Here is a 16,027-nt window from a genome sequence, read left to right on the forward strand (position 1 = left end):
AGATTACGTCTCCCGGCACAGGGCTCGCTCCACATTCCCGGCGACCCTCCCGCTCCCCCGATCCCCGACCGCTCATCCGAACTCGGCGACGAACCGGCGCAGCACGTCGTGCGCCGCCGAGGCGTCGGCCGCCCGCACGGCGTCGATGATGGCGTCCTGCTCGTCGGGGCGGAAGTAGCCGAGGTGCGCGTAGGCCCGGATGCGCTCGACGAAGGTCTCGACCTCCAGCTCGGGGTGGAACTGGGTCACCCACCCGCAGGTCCCGACGCGGTAGGCCTGGACCGGGCACGGGTCGCTGGTCGCGACGACGACGGCGCCGGGCGGCGGCTCGGTGGCCGCCTCCTTGTGGCCGACGAAGGCGGTGAAGGTGTCGGGCAGCGCGCCGAAGAGTCGGTCGTCCCGACCCGCGTCGGTGACGCGTACGGTCGTGGTGCCGACGGGCTCGCCGTACGTCCGGTCGACGACGCCGCCGAGCGCGAGGCTCGTCGCCCCGACGCCGTAGCAGAGCCCGAGGTAGGGCACCTCCCGCTCGAGCACCTCGCGCAGCAGCACGGTCAGCTCCTGCTCGACCCGCCGTTCGGTGTCGGACTTCGCCGAGTCCGGCTCGCTCACCGTGAAGGGGCTGCCGCCCAGCACGACCCCCGCGTATGCCGTCACGTCCACGGGCAGGAAGGTCCCCTGCTCCATGCGCACCTGCACGACGTCGTGCTCGGTGAGCCCGGTCAGGCGCAGGAAGGCCGCCCGCTCCTGGTCGGCCAGCAGGTCGTCGACGCGGGAGGTCAGCACCAGGAAGGGCCGGCCACTCACGGCAGCAGGTCGTCGAGGTAGAGCGGCAGCATCGCCCACCAGGTGGGCCAGTCGTGGTCGTAGGCGGTACCCCAGTCGTCGACGCGGTTCGGGATGCCCTTGGCGCCGAGCAGGTCAGCGACGGCGCGCGACTCGCCGACGTCCTCCCACCGGCCGCTGCCCGAGGCGAGCACGATCATCCGCGTCCGGAGCAGGTCGAGCGTCGGCCCCTCGAGCCCGGGCAGGAAGCGTAGCGGCGAGCTGAAGTAGAGGTCGTCGTTGACGTGTCCGCCGAGGAACTGCTCGATGGCATACGTCCCGCTCATGCACACCGCGGACTGGACGAGCTCTGGGTAGCGGCAGGTGATGGCCAGGGCGTTGAAGGCGCCGATCGAGGCCCCCGCGACGGTGACCGGCTGCTGCTGGCCGCCGAGGTCGGAGTGGATCGCCGGGATGACCTCGCGGGCGATCGCCTCGTGGAAGCCGTTGAAGAGGGCGAGACGGTGCTCCGGGGTGCCGCGGCCCTCCGCGAGGGCACGCCCGGCGATGCTGTCGACGGAGTAGACCTTCGCGCGGCCGGCCGAGATCAGCGGCTCGAGGTGGGCGATCATCCGGTGTCGCTCGACCTCCTCCGCGTCACCGCCCGCGGTGGGGAAGAGCAGCACCGGCGCGCCGAAGGTGCCCCACCTGGCGACGGTGAGGTCCTGTCCCAGACGGTCGGAGTACCACCGGTCGGTCACCTTCATACGGTCCTGCCCTTCACTCGTAGACGAACTTCTGGGGCCCGGGGAAGAGCCAGGAGAGGCCGTCGCCGAGGCGGTCGCGCCAGTTCTCCCAGTTGTGGCCGTCGCGTGCCTCCGTGTAGCGCACCTTCATGCCGGAGTGTCGGAAGACGGGGACCATCGACCGGTTCGGACTGATCAGCGGCTCGTAGACGCCGCACGACATGTAGATCCGGTCGACCACCGCGGACGGCTTCTCCCGGAAGCGGTTGACGAACTTCACGACCGGGTCGAACGCCGGGCCGCCGCCGTGGTCGAAGCCGATGTCGGTGAAGACGAGCGAGGCCGACTGCAGCAGCAGGGAGCCGAAGAAGCGGGGGTAGCGCACGGCCGTCGAGAGCGCGGCGATGCCGCCGAAGGAGCTGCCCATGAGGCAGCGGGCCTCCGGGGTGTCGATGAGGGGCAGCCGCCCGGTGAGCAGCGGCACGAGCTCGCGGGTGATGAACCGGGCGTGCGGCGCGTGGTTCGGATACTCCTTGAGCCGGTCGCGGGGCGGCACGAAGACGGCGACGAGCGGGTCGACGTCGAGGCGGTGGATGAGGTTGTCGAGCACGGTCTTCATCGCCGCGAACTCGAGGAAGTCGGTGCCGTCGTGCACGACGAGGAGCGGGTAGCGCTGAGCGCGGTTGAAGCGGGCCGGCAGGTAGATCTGAACCGGCTGGTCACGGCGCAGCGCCTTGCTGCGGATCTGCTCCTCCACGAGGGTGCCCTGGCGGGCCTCCGGGTCGAGGGCCACCCAGTCGGGCACGCGGTAGCCGACGGCCGCGCACACCGACGACGACCCCATCGGGCTGTGCGCGAGCCGCGGGTTGAGCGGGTCGTTGAAGCGCTCGTAGCTCTCGCCCTTGCGGATCTCGATCTGGTACTCGACGCGCGACCCCTCCGGCAGCACCGTCGTGACCGCCCACAGGTCGGAGTCGCCGATCCGCCTGAGTGGCAAGGGATCGGGGAGGCCGACGACGCGGTGGCGCACCCACACCTCGTCGACGTCACCACGGTAGAGGAAGGTCGCCCGCTCGCCCTCGATGATCGGGCAGCCGAAGCGCTCGAGGAAGCGGTCGATCGCCGGCCCGTCGAGGGGCAGCCGGTCGCGCAGGGTGTTGACGGCGAGCCGTTCCATGGCGCTCATGCGGCTCCCACCACGGTGACCTGGCCGGATCGGTCGAGGAAGCGGGCGCCCGCCGGCGGCTCGGTCCTGCCCTGGTGGAAGCGGACGACGGCACCGTCGTCGAGCAGGAGCAGCCGGTGGTCGCCGAACCGGCGGGCGAGCACTGCCATCCGGTCGCGGTCGTCGAGCCGCAGCCGGCGCTTGGCGTGCGGCAGCGCAATGACGCCCGGCAGCCGCCCGATCCCCGTGTCGTGCACCTCGGCCGCGTTGACCCCGTGCGGGGTGAAGTCGTGGAAGAGCACGATCTCGTCGGTCAGCGCCATCGCACCGGCCGACCAGGCGACCACCGACTGCTCGGGCCGCAGCGCCACGTCGAAGAGACGCAGCGTCCACATCAGCGTGCGCACGTTGCCCCCGGCGATTACGACCGCCCGGCACTCGTCGAGGACCGCTCCGATCTCGCCCTTGTGCCACCCGATGATGCCGCTCTCGTCCGGCGCCGCGCCGTCGCGGAGCGAGCGGTAGAGCTCGGCCAGCTGGGCGGCATACCACCGGTCGACGTCGCGCACGCCCTCGACGGCAGCCTCCTCCGCGACCGGTCCGAGGTCGTGCAGCGACGTGCGGTGGGCGACCGCCTGCACCGCGTCGATCGCGGCCTGCAGGCGGATGCCGTAGAAGGCGCGCAGCTCGTCGACCCGGTCGCGGAAGGCGAGCGCCGCGGCCGCGAGCGCCCGGTCCTTGGCGAGCACGTCGAGCATCCGGTGGTGCAGGCGCAGGTTGACGCCGCGCCCGTCGAGCAGGCCCGACAGCTCCGCGTCGTCGGACTCGCGCTCCTCCCAGCCGGAGTTGACCATGGCGACGCGGCCCTCGACCCCGAGGGAGCGCACGACGGAGCCGACCGTCGTCGTGAAGCGTTGGGGACCGAGCAGGATCGTCGTCGACATCGAGCGAGAACCCAGCCGCCGTCAGCCGGCGTGCACGTGGATCGTGCGCCCCGCGTCGTCGAGCATGGCCCGGGCCGTGTCGAAGTCGGGGTGACGCACCCGCAGCCACGCGTTGGCCATGTAGCCGGCCTCGACCGCCTGCGTGGCGTGGCCCACCGGCGGGAAGTGCCCGTCCATGACCCACTCGCCGTAGCGGGCCTGGATCTCGTCGATGCCGGAGTAGCCGGTGATCGACCCGTCACGGTCGGGGCGGAGCGCGACGATGCCCGCGGCATACGTGCGCCTCATCGCCTGCTCGGGCGCACGGTTGGTGATGACGTGCGCCCACTCCCGGTAGACGTCGACCTCGTTGGCGGCGGAGTACAGGTCCCAGGCGCCGACGCCGGGAGGTCGCGCGCCGATCTCGCTGAAGCGCAGCCCCTTCGGGCCGTAGAACCACTCCATGTGCGTCGCCGACGTGTCGATGCCGAGGACCTCGATGACCCGGCGGCCGAGGTCGCGCACCTCGGCGTAGAAGGCGTTGCCCGGCTCGTCGATGCGGTTCGTGGTGATGAACTGCGGGGAGATCCAGCGCTGGCGCATCGCCTCGAGGACGTTGGGGTAGTAGTGCGTGGCCCAGTCGTGCACGACCCGGCCCTGGAGGGTGATGGTGTCGTAGAAGCCCTCGTGCCCCTCGACGAACTCCTCGATGGCGATCGACGTCGCGCCCTCCCCGGCGTAGCCCTGCAGCGCCTGCTCGAGCTCGTGGTCGCTGTCGACCCGGACCGTGCCCTGGGCGCCGGCGCCTGCGCGCGGCTTGAGGATCAGCGGGTAGCCCTCGCGCTCGGCGAACGCGCGGGCCTCGGCCGCGGACTCGATCGCGGCGCTGGCCGCGGTGGGCACGCCGGCCTCCCGCAGCGCCTCCTTCATCGACGGCTTGTCGCGGCAGAGCCACGTGGTGCGCACGCTCGTGCCGGGGATGCCGCACGCCTCGCGGACCTGCGCGGCCGGCATCGTGTGCGCCTCGACCGTGGCCTCGAGGGCGTCGACCCACACCTTGTCCTGGAAGTAGCGGACCGCTTCGACCATCTGCTCCACGTTGGTCACCGACCCGACGCGGTAGTAGCCGCGCAGCGATCCCAGCACGTCGTCGCCCAGGTGCGACTCGTCGCTCTCCCCGATGCCGTAGACGTTCGCCCCCACCGAGGCGAGGGCGTGCACGAAGCGACGCTGGTTCGCCGGGAACGACGGCTCAACGAAGATGATGTTCACGCGCCCGACGCTATACGCCCCCCGGGGGGCTCGCCACGGCTGGCGCCCGTGCCGGCTTTGCCGGCGTATGCCGTCAGCCGGTTCGTGCGGGAAAACCGGACGCCGCGGGCGGTTGAGGACGAGACTGGTGCTGTCGCACCTCGGGCACCAGCTCACCCCTCAGGAGGAAGCAATGTCGAGTCCCGTCCCGAACGCAGCGTCACCCGACCCGACCGATCCCGCATCCCAGACGCCGAAGACGCGCCGGGAGGCCGTGAGCTCGTGGTCGTCCGCCACACCCCCGGCCGGATGGTCGGGCGCCCTCATCGCCGTGGGCATCATCTCGGTGGTCCTCGGGGTCATCGTCCTGGTCTGGCCCAAGGCGACGCTGCTGGTCGTGGCGATCATGTTCGGGCTGCAGCTCATCGTCGCCGGGGCGGTGCGCATCTCCGTGAGCCGCGCGCTGCCGAGCGAGCCGGGCTGGCTGAGGCCGGTCTCGATCGGGCTCGGCGCGCTCTCGATCGTCGCGGGCGTCATCTGCCTCTTCCGGCCGGGCACCTCGCTCCTCGTCCTCGCCATCTTCATCGCGATCGGCTGGATCGCCGAGGGCATCGCAGCGATCGCCCACGGCTTCGGCTCGGACCGCAGCACCGGCGCCCGCGTCTTCCTCATCGTCACGGGGGCCATCTCGATCCTCGGCGGGCTCGTCGTCGCGTTCTATCCGGGGCCCACGCTCCTGGTGCTGACGCGGCTCGCCGGCATCGTGCTGGTGATCATCGGCATCGCCGAGCTCGTGACGGCGCTCATGGCTCGCCGCGCCGCCGGCAGCGGAAGCACCGGCAGCACGGCGGCGCCGGCCACCGCCTGACGGGCCTGGATCAGCCAGCGGCGCCCGGGTCGGGAAGGTCCTCGAACTCGAAGACGCGGCGCACCTCGACCGAGACCTCGTCGAAGAGCGAGACGAACCGCTGCGCCAGCTCGAGGGCCTCCTCCTTGCTCTCGACGTTCACCAGGGCGAAGCCGCCGATGACCTCGCGGGCCTCGCTGAACGGCCCGTCGGTCACGGTGACGCCGGCCTTCTCGGTCTTGCGCACGATGGCGCCGTCCTTGGTCTGCGTGACGCCCTCGGCGGCGAGCAGCACGCCCGACTCGGCGTACTCGCTCATGAGCGAGCCCATCGCGTCCTGGAACTCCTGGCTCGGGTTCCAGGCCTCCGGTCGGGACTCGTCGATCTTGTGGATCATGAGGTAGCGCATGGATCTCTCCTTGGGTCGCGGGCCGGTCGGTCACAGCCTCCACCACCACGTCGGTCGGCGGCGGCCATCCTCGACACTTCGATTCCCGAAAGAGGAGACATGGAGACTGCCCCCTACCGACAGACTGGGCCCATGGCCCACTTCGAGGTTCGGCTCGACTCCCCCCTTCCCGCGCCCGAGGCGTGGCGGCGCGTCCTCGACCTGCGCGCCCACACGGCGGTCATCCCGCTCACGACCGTCACCGGTGAGGTGATGTCGGCGGGCGGGCTCGTCCCGGGCTCGCGCTTCGTCGCTCGCACCGGCATCGGCCCGCTCGGCTTCGACGACGTCATGGTCGTCGACTCGATCACTGCGCCGACCGAGGACACGGCAGGACAGGTACGGATCCACAAGGAGGGGAAGGTCGTCCGTGGCTCCATCGAGCTGGACGTGACACCCTCGCCGTCGGGGTCCAGCGTCGTGTGGACCCAGCAGATCGGCGTCACGGGGGTGCCCCGCGCCCTGGACCGGGTGGTCGCCCGGGTGGCCCGGACGGCATACGCCACCGCCCTGCGGCGGCTGCTGGAGCGCCGAGGTTAGGCTGGCGCCAGACCCGCGGAGCGGCGACGAGTGGAGGCCTTGGCGGTGGATCGCTACCAGTACCTGCTCCTCATGGCGGGCTGCCTGGCGGTCACCCTGCCGCTCGAGCTCGTCCTCGGCGCCCGCGTCTACCGGCGGCCGTCCCTGCTCGTGACCGCCCTGGTGCCGATCGTCGTCGTCTTCTCCGTGTGGGACCTCGTCGGCATCTGGCGGAATCACTGGAGCTACAACGCCGCCTACGTCACCGGCCTGCAGCTGCCCGGCGGCATGCCGATCGAGGAGCTCGTCTTCTTCATCGTGGTGCCCATCTGCGGGTTGCTCACCTACGAGGCGGTCGGGCGGGTGCTCGCCCGGCTGCGGGGACGTGACTCGCGCGGAGGGCCCGCAGATGCCTGAGTACACCGCGCTGGCGGTCCTGGCCGTCCTCGCCACGATCGTTCTCGAGCGGTGGTCCGGCACGCGCGTCTTCGCCAAGGCGCAGTTCTGGTGCGCCATGGCGATCGTCTTCGCCTTCCAGGTGCTCGTCGACGGCTGGCTCACCAAGCTCAGCGCACCCATCGTGCTGTATGCCCCCGAGCAGCACCTCGGCGTCCGCTGGCCGTGGGACGTGCCGGTCGAGGACTACCTCTTCGGCTTCGCCATGGTGGCCGGGGTCATCATCCTGTGGGAGCGTGCCAAGCAGCGGCGAGCGGTGCGCGCCCAGGACCAGACGGGGAGCACGACCGAGGCCCGGCGCCGGAGGGGCGAGGAGGACGCATGGCAGACCGAGGGATAGCCCGCGAGGACGTCCCCGGCGCCTTCGACGGCGTCGCCCGCCGCTACGACCTCCTGGTCGGCCTCAGCCCGGGCTACCACCGTCAGCTGCAGTCGTCCGCCAGCGTGCTCGTCGACGCGGTGCGGTCCTCCATGCCGGAAGACGCAGGGGCGTATGCCGTCCGGCCGCGTCACTACCTCGACCTCGGGTGCGGGTCGGGCGCGTCCACCGCCGCCTTGGTGCGGGCGACCGAGCCCGCGGACGACCCGGCCACTGCCCAGGGCTACGCGGCGCGGGCGCACGTCATCGGCATCGACGGCTCGACCGGCATGCTGGCTGCGGCTCGTCGCAAGGTGTGGCCGTCCCGAGTCTCCTTCGCGCACGGGCGCGCCGAGCACCTCGCGACCCAGCCGGAGCTCGACTCAGCCCGCTCCGCCGGCGGCCTCGACGGGGCGCTCGCCGCCTACCTCGTGCGCAACGTGCCGGACCGTGACGCCCTCCTGCGTGCCGTCCGGGCCGAGCTGCGCCCCGGCGGGGTCCTCGTCGTGCACGAGTACTCCGTGCGTGGGCGGCGGGTCGCGGCCGTCCTGTGGAGCCTCGTCTGCTGGGGCGCGATCATCCCCCTGGGCCGGCTCACCTCCGGCCGCACGGGCCTCTACCGCTACCTGTGGCGCAGCGTCCTGCAGATGGACTCCACGAGCGAGCTCGAGCAGCGGCTGCGCGCAGCCGGGTTCGAGCGGGTGAGGACCGTGCCGGTGCCGGGCTGGCAGCGCGGCACCGTGCACAGTGTCGTCGGCCATGCCGGAGACGTCGACAGACCGAGCAGCACCACCGCCGCCGGCACGACCTCCCGCACCGCGTCGAGCACGACGGCCGGTGCCCTGTGAGGGGTCTGCGGCGAGCCGGCTCCTGGCGGCCGGGGCTCGACCCTCGCGCCGAGCGGCATCCCCCGCCGAGCGCCCCTGCAGCGCAAAGGAGTCCGAGCGACGTGGCGCCCGGCCCCGTGCTCGTGGTCGGCGGTGGCATCGCCGGTCTGGCGGCGGCGACCGGCCTCGCCGAGCGCGGTGTCCACGTCATCCTCGTCGAGCGCGAGTCCACCCTCGGGGGTCGGGTGCGCTCCTGGCCCGTCACGACCGGGGAGCACGGGCCGGCCACGATGAGCCGGGGCTTCCACGCCTTCTTCCGGCAGTACTACAACCTGCGGTCGCTGCTCCGCCGCGCCGACCCGGGACTCGAGCGGCTGACGCCGGTCCCGGACTACCCGCTCACCCTGGCCGACGGCCCGACCGACTCCTTCGCCGGGATCCCGCGCACGCCGCCGCTGTCGATCGCGGCGTTCGTCGCCCGCAGCCCCAGCTTCCCGGTGTCGGCCCTGCGCAAGGTCGACGTCGGCGCCGCCCTCGGGCTGCTCGACGTCCGCTTTCCCGACACCTACTCGGAGCTCGACGGGGTCAGCGCCGCCGAGGTGCTCGACCGGCTGCGCTTCCCCGACCAGGCGCGGCACCTGGCCCTGGAGGTCTTCGCCCGCAGCTTCTTCGCCCACCCGTCGGACTTCTCCGGCGGCGAGCTCGTCGCGATGTTCCACACCTACTTCACCGGCTCGGCCGAGGGCCTGCTCTTCGACGTGCCCGACGACGACTACGACACTGCCCTGTGGCAGCCCCTCGCTCAGCACCTCATCGGGCTGGGCGCCGACCTCCGCACCGGCACGTCGGTCACGGGCCTCGAGAGGTCGGCGGACGGCATACGCGCCGGGCTCGACGACGGCAGCTCGCTGACGGTCACAGACGTCGTGCTCGCGACCGACCGCGCCGCGCTCCAGCGGCTCGTCGACGGCGCGACGTGGCTCGGCTGCCCCACCTGGCGGGACCGCCTCGCCGGCCAGCGCACCGCTCCACCGTTCGCGGTGTGGCGGCTCTGGCTCGACCGCAAGCCGGACGACGGCACGCCGCTCTTCCTCGGGACGAGCGGCTACGGCCCGCTCGACAACGTCACCTTCGTCGACCAGATGGAGGCGGGCGCCGCTGCGTGGGCGAAGGATTCGGGTGGCTGCATCGTCGAGCTGCACGCGTATGCCGTGTCGCCGGGCAGCGACGATGCGTCCCTGCGGGAGGAGCTGCGTCGCCAGCTGGACCGGATCCACCCCGAGCTGGGGGGCGCTGCGGTGCTGCACGAGGAGTGGCTGCTGTCGCAGGACTGCCCGCTCGCGGGCATCGACCCGTGGGCTGACCGTCCCGGGGTCGTGACGCCCGACCCGCACGTGGTGCTCGCCGGCGACGGGGTGCGGTGCGAGCTGCCGGTCGCCCTGATGGAGCGTGCCGCCACGACCGGCTGGCTTGCCGCGAACGCCCTTCTGGCCCAACGGGGTCTGCCCGGCCACGACCTGTGGACCGTCCCGATGCGCGGGCGCGGGCAGCCGGTCGCGCACGCGCTGCGACAGGCCCTCGGCACCGTCGGCCGAGCGCTCGGTGACCCCAGATAGTCAGTAGCCGAACGTCTCGCCGCGGTCGCGGAGAAGCCACCGTCGCTCGGCGTACGCCAGGTCGTCGACCCAGAGCCGCCGCGCCGTCGAGGCCACCGCGGGCCGCAGCAGCGGCGACAGGGCGCGGGCGACCCCGAAGCCCTTGCGCTCGGAGTGGGCGATCGTCGCCTCGGTGACGACGGTCGTCGGTCGGCCGGACCGGTCGTGGCCCAGCAGCGTCGCGTGGGTCTCGACGATGCTGCCCTCACCCTCGCCCTCGACGATGGTCATGACGATGGTGCGCGCGTCGGGGCAGGTGAACTCGGCCCGCACCGGCACGGCATACCTCCGCGTCACGCGGAAGGCCACGTCGACGACGAGCCGATCGTCCGACGAGGCGGCGTCGTCGACGCGCAGGTGGCTGAAGGCGTACGGGTGGTACCACGTGCCGTGCCACGGGTCGAGCCGGTTGGCGATGACGTCGGACGGCTCGCACGTCCCGCGAAGCGAGACCACGGTCGCGAACGACGCATCGCTCGGCGGCCGGGCGGTCAAGGTGGGGGCGTCGGTCGGCGGCTCGCTGTCGGTGGGCAGCCGCACCCAGAGGAGCACGCCATCATCGTGCGCGGGGTAGGTGAGCCAGTCGCGACGCACACCCGGCCCCAGGGCGAGGCCGTGCCAGCGGCAGTACACCTCGTCGTGCATGACCTCGCAGTCGTCGAGCAGCGCCCCGAGGTGCGGACAGGTGCCGGGACCGGCGAGCGGGCTCCCGTCGGTCGCCCTCCAGAGCACCACCTCGCGGTCACCGACCGTGCGGGCCACCGACCGGGTCGAGCCGAGCTCGGAGGAGGCGCCGACGACGTGCCAGCCACCCGGGTTGCGCCCCTGGGCGTCGAGGAACGACCGCTTGATCCGGCCCGGTCGCGCGTCGCGCCACGTGCCGGCGAGCCGGTCGCGCGGCTCCTCCGGCATCAGCCGCAAGGGGTTCGGGCTGCGTCGCTCGGTCCGGGCCGGCGCCTGCACGTCGCCGCCGACGCGGGCGGGTGTCTGGCGCAGGAAGCGCATGGTCATGGGGTGGCCTCCCGTGACTGGGCCGGACCGAGGACGAGGATGCGCGCCGACACCGCGGCCTTGTGCCAGGTGGGGACCCGGGCGCGGCTGCTGAAGACGTCGTAGTCACGGGCCTCGATGCGCTCGAGGATGCGCGCGTAGAGGGTGCGGGCCGTGGACACGCACCGGGCCGACGGTCCGGGCAGCAGGGGTATGCCGGCGTCGGACTCCCGGTAGAGCTCGCGGTTGCGCTCCAGCTCGAAACGCATCAGCTCCCGCCACCCCGGGGTCACGCGGCGGTCGGCGGGGTCGACGCCGAAGCGGCGCAGGTCCTCCTGGGGCACGTAGACCCGGCCGCGGTCGAGGTCCTCGCCGACGTCGCGCAGGAAGTTGGTCAGCTGGAACGCGAGACCGAGGGCGCGGGCCGGGGCGAGCGCCTCGGGCGAGCGCGGCTGCAGCACGGGCAGCATCATCTCGCCGATGACGGCCGCCGAGCCGTCCATGTAGCCGAGCAGGTCGTCCCACGTCTCGTAGGTCGTCTGGGTCAGGTCGAGCTCCATGGCGCCGAAGAAGCGGTCGAAGCACTCGTCGGGGATGCCGCAGGTGCGCACGCTGTGACCGATCGCGGCGACAACGGGGTCGTCGCTCGGCTCGCCCGCGGCCACCTTCCGGAAGGCGGCGGCGAAGTCCTGCAGGGCGGCCGACGTCGCGTCGACGCGCAATGGTCCGGTGGCGCCGAGGTCGTCGACGATGTCGTCCGCGAGACGGCACAGGGTGTACACGGCATACACGTGTCGGCGGCGCTCCGGCGGCAGCAGCAGCGCGGCCCAGTAGTACGTGGTGCCGAACTCGCGAGTGATGCGGGCGCAGCGCCGGTAGCCCTCGACGAGGAGCGGATCCAGCTGCCTCGCAGTGGTTTTCATCGCGGCCCCCGATCAGGCCGGGTCCCGGGGAGGTAGGCGTCGACGCGCTCGGCCGCGAGCTTCCCGCTGACGAGCACCATGGGGACCCCGACGCCCGGCACCGTGCCCGAGCCGGCGAAGACGAGGCCGGGCACGCGACGGTCGAGGTTGCCCGGCCGGAAGGGACCGGTCTGCATGAACGTGTGGGCGAGCGAGAACGGCGTGCCCTGGTGCATCCCGAGCTGCTGCCACTCGAGCGGCGTGACGAGCTCCTCGGTCAGCACCTCGTCGGGATAGCCGTTGGCGGTGAGGAAGCCGTGCAGCCGCTCGCGCATCGGGCCGCGCTCGCGCTCCCAGTCGATGCCCGCCGAGAGATTGGGCACCGGCTCGAGGACGTAGAGCACCGAGTCACCGGCGGGCGCCAGCCCCGGCTCGGTCAGGGTGGGCACCGTGACGAGGCGCGACGGGTCGGGCATCAGCCGGCGGTCGTCGATGAGCGCCCGGAAGGCGCCGTCCCAGTCGGCTCCGAAGTGGATGTTGTGGTGCGCGGTGCCCTCGGCAGGCAGCCCGCGGGCCCCGACGTGCCAGACGACCGCGGACGGGGAGTAGGAGCCGGAGCGCACAACGCGCGGCGCCGAGAGCTGGGGCAGCAGGTGCTCGTAGGCGGTCGGCAGGTCGAGCGTGCACACGACGGCGTCGGCGCGTATGCGTTCGCCGGACTCGAGCTCCACCCCGGCCACCGCGCCCCGCCGGTCGAGGACGAGCCGCGACACGGTGGCGCCGAAGCGCAGGTCGGCGCCGGCCTTGCTCGCCGCGGTAGCGAGTGCTGCTGGTACGGCGTCCATCCCGCCCTCGGGCCACCAGACGCCCTCGATGCTGTCCATGTAGGTGATGACCGCGTAGAGAGCCAGCGCGTTCTCCGGGGACAGGCCGGCATACAGGGCCTGGAAGGAGAAGAGCCGGTGCAGGCGCTCGTCACGGAACCAGTCGCGGATCACCGGGCCGAGGCGGCGGAAGCCACCGAGCCGGACGAGGCGGGCCGCGGCTCGCGGGTGGGCCATCAGGTCGAGCGGGCTGTCGAAGTTGGCGTCGATGAAGTTCGGCATCTCGACGCGGTAGAGCTTGCGCAGCCAGTCGACGAAGTCGACGAAGGACGCCGCGTCGACGCTGCCGCACGTGTCGGCGATCTCCTGGCGCATGGCCTCGACGCCGTGGCGCACCATGATCTGGCTGCCGTCGTCGAAGCGGGCTCGATAGGCGGGGTCGAGCAGGCGCATCGGCAGCGCATCGTGCAGGGACGAGCCTGCCGCGGCGAGCGCGTCGCCGACGAGGTCGGGCATCGTCATGACGGTGGGACCGGTGTCGAAGGTGAAGCCGTCCTGTCGGAGGCGCAGGCCCCGGCCGCCGGCGGCGTCGTGGCGCTCGACGAGGGTCACCTCGTGACCGCGCCCGATGAGGTGGCACGCGGCGGACAGGCCGGACAGGCCCGCCCCGATGACGACGACGCTCATGCGTCGCGCCAGGCGATCGTGTGGGCCAGACGGCGCAGCTCGACGACCGCGTCGGGGTCGAGGTCGGCGCCGTCGAGCGCCTCCGAGGCGAGCTCGACCTCGTGGGCGATGCGGCGCTCCGTGCGGTCGAGGACCCCGGCCTCGAGCATCAGCTGCTGCAGCAGGGGGACGGTCTCCGCGGTGACGGACCCGTGCTCGCCGAGGTGGCGCTCGGCCAGCTCCGGGGGCAGCACCTCCCGGGCTTCCGCCAGCAGGACGGTCGGCTTGCCCGAGAGCAGGTCGTCGCCGACGGGCTTGCCGGTGCGGTCGGGGTCGCCCCAGACGCCGAGGACGTCGTCGCGCAGGGCGAAGGCCTCGCCGAGGTGCCGGCCGTAGACGTCGAGCGCCTCGAGCAGGTCGGGGCCGGCGCCGGCGGCGAGCGCACCGAAGTGGAGCGGGCGCTGGACCGTGTAGGCCCCGGACTTCAGCCGGGCCACCCGGCGGGCTCGCTCGAGGTCACGCCTGCGGGCCGCCGCGCCGGTGATGTCGAGCAGCTGGCCCTGCACGAGCTCGCGCAGCATGTCGGACCAGGCGCGACGCAGCGACGGCGCGCAGCCGGCGGCGAGGTCCCACGCCTCGTTGAGGGCGAGGTCGCCGTAGAGGATCGCGACGCTGTCACCGAAGAGGGTGGGGTCGCCCAGACCGTCCGCCTCCACGTGGGCCCGGGCCGCCTCGACGTGGGTCGTCGTGCGGCCGCGCCGGGAGTCGGACCGGTCCATGACGTCGTCGTGGACGAGGGCGAAGAGGTGCACCAGCTCGAGCGCGGCACACATGGCGATGACGTCGTCGTGCTGGCGGCGGGCTGCGCCGCGGGCCGCCGCCCAGCCCCAGTGGCACATGACCGGACGCAGTCGCTTGCCCGTCGAGGGCAGCAGCCAGCCGTGGAGCAGCTGCGGGAAGTCGGCGGGAAGCAGGTCGGCGGCCTCCGGTGAGCGCGAGCGCCATTGGTCGGCAAGGCTTTCGCACACCTGCTCGAGGAGCTCGTCCGTGCGCGCGAGGGACTCGGCGAGGCTGTGCGCGCCGACCTGCGACTCGAGACCGTCGCTGGAGATCACCCGGAGCCTCGCCCGGGAGTGCGTGGACAACTGTGAGGTCATGCGGCCGGCCGTGGTGGCGCGGCTCTCTGGGTCTGCGTCACAGGACCCACCATGAGGCACGAACGAAGGTAGGGCAAGGGCGCTGTCCACACTTGCGTTGCGGTGTCCGCAGATGGGTTCTTTCGTCGCCCTCATCTCCCCCAGATCCGACCCCAGGCCATACCCGTTGTGTCCGGGGGACCCTCCCGGCACGGCCCGCCGGGCTCCCTGGGCTCAGTCGAGTCCGAGGCCTCGCCGGCCCGTCGCGTTGAGCCGGTCCGGACCGAAGCGGTCGGCCCAGGTGCGCTCGTAGTGCTCCTCCGGGAAGTCGCTCGGGCTGGAACCACTGAGGAACGCCTCGCGGACGTCGGCGGCATACCGCTCGTTGCGCTCGCACCACGGCGCCGCAGGGATGTACATGACGTTGCCCCAGCCCTGCTGGTCCGTGACGGGGGCCACGCTGTGGATCATGTCGCAGTGCCACCAGACGGAGTCGCCGGCCCGGACGTCGGGTATGCCGCTGAGTCCCTCGAGCAGGAGCGGGTGCCACTTCTCGGTGGCCGGGAAGACCTGGTTGGTCGTCACGCCGCACATGTCGTCATCGGCGACGTCGTCGAGGAGCGGGCGGAGCAGGAGGTAAGCCATCGCCTCGGGGATCGGGACCGTGTGCAGGACGCCCTGGTCGTGAGACATGTCGGACAGGGCGGTCCAGCCTTGGAAGGTGCGGAAGGCAGAGCACATCGTCGTACCGGGATACTGCGGGCCCGCTGTCCGGAAGGCGGCGTCCCACGGGTCGTAGGCCTCCACACTGCCGTCGAAGAGGTGCCGGAAGGCGCGCTGATAACCCTCGGTCATCCAGAGGTCGAGGGTGCCGGGGTCGCAGTGGGCGCCGAGGCCGTTCGAGTCGGCGCCCGGCGGGCGGCGCCGGATGCGGTCGGGGTAGAGCGAGTCGCGATCGGGGTCGAACCACGTGACGCCGTCGGACTCGTGCTTCCACTGCGCGTTGAGCAGCGACTGGACCGTCGCCATCCGCTCGCTCTGGCGCGCCTCCATCTGCGCCTCGGACCAGTAGATCGGGTAGATCTCGGGCTTGGAGCCGACGCTGCCGAAGAAGTCGTCGCCGGGGCCGCGGTAGTGCTCGAAGAAGGCGTTGCCCTCGACGTAGTCGACGATTCCGGCGTCCCAGGCGAGGGCCTGCTCGCGGGGGAAGTGGCCGCGGACGACGAGGCAGCCGCGTCGCCGCAGCTTGGCCAGCTGCTCGGGCGCCACGGTGCCGTTCTCGATGTCGGCGTAGTCGATGACGGGCCAGACACCTTCACCGCTCTCGCGGTCGGCGCGGATCTCGTCGACGCGCTCGGCGACGCGCTGCTCGACGACGGTGAAGACCTCGTCGACCGTGCGGCCCGAGGTCTCGATCCGGGCCCGGATCGCGCGCTTGACCTCGCGGATGGCGGCCGGCAGGTCGTCGGGTGTCGTCTCCCAGTGCGGCAAGGTGACGGTAGTCGAGCTGACGTGTGGAGTGGTCATGGGGGTCCTTTGGTGAGGAGTC

17 protein-coding genes are annotated in these 16,027 nt (G+C 72.4%); 6 read left to right on the plus strand and 11 right to left on the minus strand.

Features of this window, described 5'->3' with window-relative positions; translation table 11 throughout:
- Positions 1 to 72: 72 nt before the first annotated feature.
- Genes AC3WRT_RS07955 through AC3WRT_RS07975 form a run of 5 tightly spaced genes read right to left on the minus strand, consistent with a single transcriptional unit; the run spans position 73 to position 4,871 of the window.
- A complete protein-coding gene (locus tag AC3WRT_RS07955) occupies positions 73 to 807 on the minus strand; it encodes a glutamine amidotransferase (RefSeq protein WP_492720935.1) in 735 nt (244 codons plus the stop codon).
- Entirely contained in the window at positions 804 to 1,532 is a 729-nt protein-coding gene (locus tag AC3WRT_RS07960) for an esterase family protein (protein WP_492720936.1), read from the minus strand. The genes AC3WRT_RS07955 and AC3WRT_RS07960 overlap by 4 nt, the downstream gene beginning before the upstream one ends.
- A gap of 13 nt (positions 1,533 to 1,545) precedes the next feature.
- Positions 1,546 to 2,697, minus strand: coding sequence for an alpha/beta hydrolase-fold protein (locus AC3WRT_RS07965; protein ID WP_492720937.1), 1,152 nt, complete (start codon positions 2,695 to 2,697; stop codon positions 1,546 to 1,548).
- Complete coding sequence (locus AC3WRT_RS07970; protein ID WP_492720938.1) at positions 2,694 to 3,620, minus strand: type 1 glutamine amidotransferase family protein; 927 nt, start codon at positions 3,618 to 3,620, stop codon at positions 2,694 to 2,696. The genes AC3WRT_RS07965 and AC3WRT_RS07970 overlap by 4 nt, the downstream gene beginning before the upstream one ends.
- Positions 3,621 to 3,641: 21 nt before the next feature.
- The gene (locus tag AC3WRT_RS07975) at positions 3,642 to 4,871 is read right to left on the minus strand and encodes an ATP-grasp domain-containing protein (RefSeq protein WP_492720939.1); all 1,230 of its coding nucleotides are present in this window, start codon (positions 4,869 to 4,871) and stop codon (positions 3,642 to 3,644) included.
- 172 nt (positions 4,872 to 5,043) lie between these two features.
- On the opposite strand from AC3WRT_RS07975, the gene AC3WRT_RS07980 reads away from it, so the two are divergent.
- Positions 5,044 to 5,718, plus strand: coding sequence for an HdeD family acid-resistance protein (locus AC3WRT_RS07980; RefSeq protein ID WP_492720940.1), 675 nt, complete (start codon positions 5,044 to 5,046; stop codon positions 5,716 to 5,718).
- Between the two features lie 10 nt (positions 5,719 to 5,728).
- Here AC3WRT_RS07980 and AC3WRT_RS07985 read toward each other — a convergent pair whose 3' ends face one another.
- Positions 5,729 to 6,106, minus strand: coding sequence for a YciI family protein (locus tag AC3WRT_RS07985; protein WP_492720941.1), 378 nt, complete (start codon positions 6,104 to 6,106; stop codon positions 5,729 to 5,731).
- 132 nt (positions 6,107 to 6,238) lie between these two features.
- On the opposite strand from AC3WRT_RS07985, the gene AC3WRT_RS07990 reads away from it, so the two are divergent.
- The 5 genes from AC3WRT_RS07990 to AC3WRT_RS08010 all read left to right on the plus strand — a co-directional run bounded on the left by AC3WRT_RS07990 (position 6,239) and on the right by AC3WRT_RS08010 (position 9,921).
- Entirely contained in the window at positions 6,239 to 6,685 is a 447-nt protein-coding gene (locus AC3WRT_RS07990; protein WP_492720942.1) for an SRPBCC family protein, read from the plus strand.
- A gap of 45 nt (positions 6,686 to 6,730) precedes the next feature.
- Positions 6,731 to 7,081, plus strand: coding sequence for a lycopene cyclase domain-containing protein (locus tag AC3WRT_RS07995; protein WP_492720943.1), 351 nt, complete (start codon positions 6,731 to 6,733; stop codon positions 7,079 to 7,081).
- Complete coding sequence (locus tag AC3WRT_RS08000; RefSeq protein WP_492720944.1) at positions 7,074 to 7,460, plus strand: lycopene cyclase domain-containing protein; 387 nt, start codon at positions 7,074 to 7,076, stop codon at positions 7,458 to 7,460. The genes AC3WRT_RS07995 and AC3WRT_RS08000 overlap by 8 nt, the downstream gene beginning before the upstream one ends.
- Positions 7,442 to 8,326: a class I SAM-dependent methyltransferase gene (locus AC3WRT_RS08005; protein WP_492720945.1), complete on the plus strand. Its 885-nt coding sequence runs from the start codon at positions 7,442 to 7,444 to the stop codon at positions 8,324 to 8,326. Before AC3WRT_RS08000 ends, AC3WRT_RS08005 begins: the two co-directional genes overlap by 19 nt.
- A 101-nt stretch (positions 8,327 to 8,427) precedes the next feature.
- Positions 8,428 to 9,921 carry an FAD-dependent oxidoreductase gene (locus AC3WRT_RS08010; RefSeq protein ID WP_492720946.1) on the plus strand — a complete coding sequence of 498 codons (1,494 nt, stop codon included), beginning with the start codon at positions 8,428 to 8,430 and terminating at the stop codon, positions 9,919 to 9,921.
- On the opposite strand, the gene AC3WRT_RS08015 is transcribed toward AC3WRT_RS08010, so the two are convergent.
- The 5 genes from AC3WRT_RS08015 to AC3WRT_RS08035 form a co-directional block, all read right to left on the minus strand.
- Complete coding sequence (locus AC3WRT_RS08015; protein ID WP_492720947.1) at positions 9,922 to 10,971, minus strand: Rieske (2Fe-2S) protein; 1,050 nt, start codon at positions 10,969 to 10,971, stop codon at positions 9,922 to 9,924. It abuts the gene before it with no gap.
- Positions 10,968 to 11,873: a phytoene/squalene synthase family protein gene (locus tag AC3WRT_RS08020; protein ID WP_492720948.1), complete on the minus strand. Its 906-nt coding sequence runs from the start codon at positions 11,871 to 11,873 to the stop codon at positions 10,968 to 10,970. The genes AC3WRT_RS08015 and AC3WRT_RS08020 overlap by 4 nt, the downstream gene beginning before the upstream one ends.
- Positions 11,870 to 13,363: a phytoene desaturase family protein gene (gene crtI / locus AC3WRT_RS08025; protein WP_492720949.1), complete on the minus strand. Its 1,494-nt coding sequence runs from the start codon at positions 13,361 to 13,363 to the stop codon at positions 11,870 to 11,872. Before crtI ends, AC3WRT_RS08020 begins: the two co-directional genes overlap by 4 nt.
- Complete coding sequence (locus AC3WRT_RS08030; RefSeq protein ID WP_492720950.1) at positions 13,360 to 14,499, minus strand: polyprenyl synthetase family protein; 1,140 nt, start codon at positions 14,497 to 14,499, stop codon at positions 13,360 to 13,362. Before AC3WRT_RS08030 ends, crtI begins: the two co-directional genes overlap by 4 nt.
- 213 nt (positions 14,500 to 14,712) lie before the next feature.
- Positions 14,713 to 16,005, minus strand: a complete 1,293-nt coding sequence (locus tag AC3WRT_RS08035) for a DUF1479 domain-containing protein (protein ID WP_492720951.1) — start codon at positions 16,003 to 16,005, stop codon at positions 14,713 to 14,715.
- Positions 16,006 to 16,027 lie beyond the last annotated feature (22 nt).

The organism is Terrabacter sp. FW104-15G4B, assembly GCF_058790095.1.